The sequence below is a fragment of the Litorivivens sp. genome (assembly GCF_041625495.1).
Lineage (GTDB): Bacteria > Pseudomonadota > Gammaproteobacteria > Pseudomonadales > Spongiibacteraceae > Litorivivens.
The window spans coordinates 1-5,092 of record NZ_JBFJTH010000217.1 but is presented as its reverse complement, the minus strand read 5'-3'; the positions used below and the strand labels follow the sequence as shown (position 1 = coordinate 5,092).

Below are 5,092 nucleotides of genomic sequence, written 5' to 3'. Positions count from 1 at the left end.
TTTGGCTGTATTTACTGATTCAGAAGAGGAGTTCAATCGTGGAACGCGAATCGATGGAATTTGATGTACTGATCGTGGGTGCTGGTCCGGCCGGACTTTCAGCGGCCTGCAAGATCAGACAACTCAGCGAAAGCACCGGTAAAGATATAAGCGTTTGCGTGGTTGAAAAAGGCTCTGAAGTCGGCGCCCATATCCTGTCAGGCGCGGTTTTTGAGCCCACCGCACTGAACGAACTCTTCCCGGACTGGAAAGAGAAAGGCGCACCGCTTGAGACTGAAGTCACTGGCGATGACATCTACTATATGACCAGCGAAGAAAAGGCCATTAAGGTTCCCGGCTTCGCGGTTCCGAAAACCATGCACAATGAAGGCAACTACATCATCAGCCTGGGCAACCTGTGCCGCTGGCTGGCCGAACAAGCCGAAGGCATGGGCGCAGAAATCTACCCTGGCTTTGCCGCTGCAGAAGTGCTGTACAACGAAGACGGCAGCGTAAAAGGCATTGCCACCGGCGACATGGGCATTGCCGCTGACGGCTCCCAGAAAGACTCCTACATGCCTGGCATGGAGCTGCACGCCAAGTACACCCTATTCTCCGAGGGCTGTCGCGGTCACCTGGGCAAGCAACTTATTGAAAAATTCAACCTTGCCGAGGGCAAAGACCCACAACACTACGGCATCGGCATCAAAGAGCTTTGGAAAATCAACCCCGAGAAACACTCTCAGGGCAAGGTGGTGCACTCTACCGGCTGGCCTCTTTCTGAAAACGGCGCCTTCGGCGGCGGCTTCCTGTACCACATCGAGGACGACCAGGTTGCACTGGGCCTGATCACCGACCTGTGCTACGACAACCCGTACCTGAGCCCTTTTGAAGAATTTAACCGCTTCAAAACCCACCCTGTCATCAAGGATTTCCTGGAAGGCGGCGAACGCATCTCCTATGGCGCTCGCGCCATTGCCAAAGGCGGACTGCAGTCATTGCCCAAAATGACCTTCCCTGGTGGCTTACTGATCGGTTGCGATGCCGGCACCCTGAACTTTGCCAAAATCAAAGGCAGCCATACCGCGATGAAATCTGGCATGCTGGCGGCAGAGGTCGTGCACAAGGCGATCACCGAACAGGAACGCGGCAGCGATGACCTGACCGAATACACCGAAGCCTTCAACAACTCCTGGTTGTACAAAGAGCTTTACCAGCAGCGCAACTTTGGCCCTGCGCAGCATAAATGGGGCAACCTCGTGGGCTCGGCCTACTCCTTTGTCGATATCAATATCTTCAATGGCAACCTCCCGTGGACCTTTGAAGACAAGAAGGCAGACCATGCAGCCATGAAGCCGGCCGCACAGAGCAAGGAGATCACCTATCCGAAGCCCGATGGCAAGCTCACCTTCGACCGACTGGCATCAGTGTTTCTCTCCAACACTAACCACGAAGAAGATCAACCCTGCCACCTGACGCTGAAAGACCCTGCGCTGCCAATTCGCGACAATCTGCCAACCTACGACGAGCCGGCGCAGCGTTACTGCCCTGCCGGTGTTTACGAAGTTGTAGACAACGAAGATGGCAGCAAACGCTTCCAGATCAACGGCCAGAACTGCGTACACTGCAAAACGTGCGACATTAAAGATCCGGCGCAAAACATTGTGTGGGTAACACCGGAAGGCTTCGGCGGCCCCAACTACCCCAACATGTAACTGCCTAGCGCTCACTGCAAAGCCGCCTGCCCTTTCGGTCCGGCGGCTTTTTTACGCCCCGCTATCCAGCGAGCCTAGGAATTGCCTATTTAATATTCAACACGCTCCCGGTTTTCAGTCCCCAGATTTCAGACCAAAAAAAACCGCGCCATGGCGCGGTTTTTTTATAGCTCTTTAACTTAGAACACAAACTTAACGCTGGCAAAGAAGTCTGCCTCGGCACCTTCCAGGAAGGCATCCGGCAAGTTTTTCTCGGAAATAGAATCCGCAATCACCAGGTTAACTTCCAGAGTCTCGGCATAGGTCGCCTTGATGCGGACACCGATATCGGAGATCGCAGCCGTGTCACCGGCGTCACCGCTGGCATCTTCAAAGTTGGCCTCACCGTATTCACCAAATACACCGGCAACGAGGTCAAAGTTATCGAGATCCACCAGTTTATGGTTCAGCCCCAGGCGCGCAAACATACCCGAATCACCAACAAGCACACCCGGCACGTATGAGGAGATGGCATTTACACCACCGAGCACCCATTGCTGTTGTTGCGGCAGCTGGTCATCCGCCAACTGCGCGGCAAAGTCCACATCGACGGTCGTACGCTTGCGGTTGCTAATCTGCACCGCGGCACGTGGCTTGAATACAATAAAGTCACCCGCACGCTTGCCGACCGCAACGCCTGATGCATCCGGTGTGCTCTCAAGTGAACCACCATCGTCATCGATGCCCGCTTTGGCTGACGCCGTCAGGGTATATTTCAGCAGGTGCGTATCACCCAGCCGTGACTGGCGATTGTAACGCGCCCCCACTTCGAGGGTTGTATAAACCTCGTCCTGAAGGTTTGCGCCAGACTGATCTTCAATCTGGGAGTCGACCAGCTCGAGCTCTTCATAAAGACTGAAGCGGCGATCAATGTCGCTGCTCAACACCTGCTCCCCGGTGAAGGCAATCTGCGTGATCTCGGCATCGAAAACCGAATTAGACGTGGCGGCGCCGCCTACCGGCAGACACAGCAAGCCCAATAAAGGATCACAGGTCTGACCAGCACCTGCACCCACCGACTCAGGTGTAAAATCCTGGGTGTATTCGGCAACGCTGGCGCGCAGCCCATACAAGCCAAAAGAAAACGGCTTGTTAATACCAACGCTGATCTGATCGTACTCGTCGCCCTCACGTGACTCACCAAGATCAGGAAACGCCTTCTGGTAGTCTAGCGACAGATTAGTACCACCCAGAGTGGAGTGTGTAACACCGGCATCGGCATAATAACGCCCCGCAAAACGGCTGCCTTCGTTGCTTAGCTTAAACTTGAGATCTGTACGGTCGGCATCCGCTTTTTCTTTGCCTTCGAACACCATACCGACCACGCCGGGATCTTCTTCTGACACCTGATAGCTGACGCTGTAGTCAACACCAGTTCGCTCAGATTTGACGTTGGCCATAGCGCGCGCCTTGTCAAACTCGCTGCGCTTCAGATCGGCGTCGCCTTCCAGTCCGTCAAAAAACGGTACGATGCCCTCGTCGCCACTGACATTGCCAACCCGAGCTTGCAGCGCATGCACATGAACAACGTTCTGTTGCCGCGCATACAGAGTGTTAACCAGGAGATGCCCCTTGCGATTCGTCGCAGAGCTGATCAGCAAAATCGCCTGATCAGCCGATTTTGCGACTTCAAAAATTTTATCCAACTCAGCACTACTGAGATGGTGGTCACCGGTTACATGAAGCTCAAAACTGCCAACTTTACCGGTATAGGCGGATGCGCCCGCTGCGTAGTCAGAAATATAGCTTGTATTGACTAGGGTAGGCGGTACTGCGGGTGGTAAATCGATAGCCATAGTCGTTTGATCCTAAATGTCGAAAATTTGTCTGTCGTTATAACGTGGGCGGCAGGGAAACTCGCCGCCCAAACGGCACCTTATTACTTGTCTTCGCTGTCGTAGGATTCGAGAAAATCCAGATACTGACTTTCGTCGAACTCGGAATCGCTGCTCGAGTCTGATGAGGCACCCTCTGTTGCACTCTTGCTGTCAGAAGCACTTGAGCTGCCAGCCTCGGCGGTATCACCACCGGACGCGTCATCAGCAGAGGAGTCCTCTTCGGTAGTAAAGTCGAGGTACTCCGAGGCATCGAATTCATCAACTGAAGACTCGGCAGACTCTGTGGGCTGTTCTTTCTTTTCTGCCTGCTCTTTAGCGGCCTGCTCTTGCGCGGCTTTTTTCTTGGCTGCTTCCGCCGCAGCTTTGGCGCGGGCTGCCGCACGGCGTGCACGCTCGGCCTCCATTTGTGCCTCACGCTGCGCAATTTCCGCTTTCGCCGCGTTGAACGTTTCCATATCGAGCACATTGAGCTCTACACGGCGGTTTTCAAAGCGTCCTTCAGGGTTGTCGCTACCGTCGTCAAAGCTGTTTGGCGCGATCGGACGGGACTCCCCAAAACCGCGGAATACCAGGCGGTCAGCGTTGACACCATGACGAATGAAGTAATTGTGAACAGCTTCTGCACGGTTGCGAGAAAGGATTTCGTTGTACAGATCACTGCCTTTGCTGTCGGTATGTCCGTCGATGGACACCAGCAATTCGGAGTGCTCGTTCAACACATTGACCGCAGCCTCAAGAATCGGGATGGACTCTTCGCGCAGTACGGCTTTATCAAATTCAAAGTTTACGCCGCGCAACACCCAGGGGCGATCTTCACGCAGCTCCATTTCGTGACAGCCATTCATAAATACTGGCACACCTTTTGGCGTGTCGGGACACTCATCCTGCTTATCGCAGACGAAATCACCGTCTACGTCATCACAGAATTCCATGGTTTCCTCAAGGCCGATGTCGCCACAAGCCATTTTGCCGTCAGTACCCCGGCCGGTACAGCTCAGGTCAGCACCTGGCGCTGCGGCACCGCCGCCACCGATCGGCAAGCCGAGCTGAGCATGAGAAACCAGGGGGATCGAAAACAGCAACGCACAAAAAGCCGTTACCAAGCCACGAGTCAGTGTGGTCATTCAGGTTCTCCAGAAGTAAGTAATTTTCCTTATTGCCAAGCGTTATACACGCTATGCACTTCATTTTGAAAACAATTTACTGCAAGAACTTTGAAGTATCCACCCCGGAATACACCTGAAAGTGCTTTATTCACGGAAACCTGTCACAGCAACGAGACAATTACGAAGAATTTGCGCCGAACGGCGGAATCTCAAAAGAAAATGACACGAAGGGAATAATGGGGTGGCCGACGGGGTTCGAACCCGCGACAACAGGAATCACAATCCTGGACTCTACCAACTGAGCTACGGCCACCATTGCGGTGTATCTATGCGGTGGCACGCCCGGCAGGATTCGAACCTGCGACCGACGGCTTAGAAGGCCGTTGCTCTATCCAGCTGAGCTACGGGCGCACGG

General features: G+C 54.0%; 3 protein-coding genes and 2 tRNA genes. 1 reads left to right on the top strand and 4 read right to left on the bottom strand.

Features of this window, described 5'->3' with window-relative positions; translation table 11 throughout:
• Window positions 1-38: 38 nt before the first annotated feature.
• A complete protein-coding gene (locus ABYP39_RS17220) occupies window positions 39-1,694 on the top strand; it encodes an electron transfer flavoprotein-ubiquinone oxidoreductase (protein ID WP_372764787.1) in 1,656 nt (551 codons plus the stop codon).
• 179 nt (window positions 1,695-1,873) lie between these two features.
• Here ABYP39_RS17220 and ABYP39_RS17215 read toward each other — a convergent pair whose 3' ends face one another.
• From ABYP39_RS17215 to ABYP39_RS17200, 4 genes are all read right to left on the bottom strand, one after another.
• Complete coding sequence (locus ABYP39_RS17215) at window positions 1,874-3,529, bottom strand: hemin-binding protein (protein ID WP_372783818.1); 1,656 nt, start codon at window positions 3,527-3,529, stop codon at window positions 1,874-1,876.
• A gap of 83 nt (window positions 3,530-3,612) precedes the next feature.
• Window positions 3,613-4,695, bottom strand: a complete 1,083-nt coding sequence (locus tag ABYP39_RS17210) for an OmpA family protein (RefSeq protein ID WP_372783816.1) — start codon at window positions 4,693-4,695, stop codon at window positions 3,613-3,615.
• Between the two features lie 219 nt (window positions 4,696-4,914).
• Window positions 4,915-4,990, bottom strand: a tRNA-His gene (locus tag ABYP39_RS17205).
• Between the two features lie 21 nt (window positions 4,991-5,011).
• A tRNA-Arg gene (locus ABYP39_RS17200) sits at window positions 5,012-5,088 on the bottom strand.
• Between the last annotated feature and the right edge of the window lie 4 nt (window positions 5,089-5,092).

Excerpts from the sequence above, each read along its gene's own strand:
- ABYP39_RS17210 (WP_372783816.1), bottom strand. The coding sequence starts at position 4,695 with ATGACCACACTGACTCGTGGCTTGGTAACGGCTTTTTGTGCGTTGCTG.
- ABYP39_RS17215 (WP_372783818.1), bottom strand. The coding sequence starts at position 3,529 with ATGGCTATCGATTTACCACCCGCAGTACCGCCTACCCTAGTCAATACA.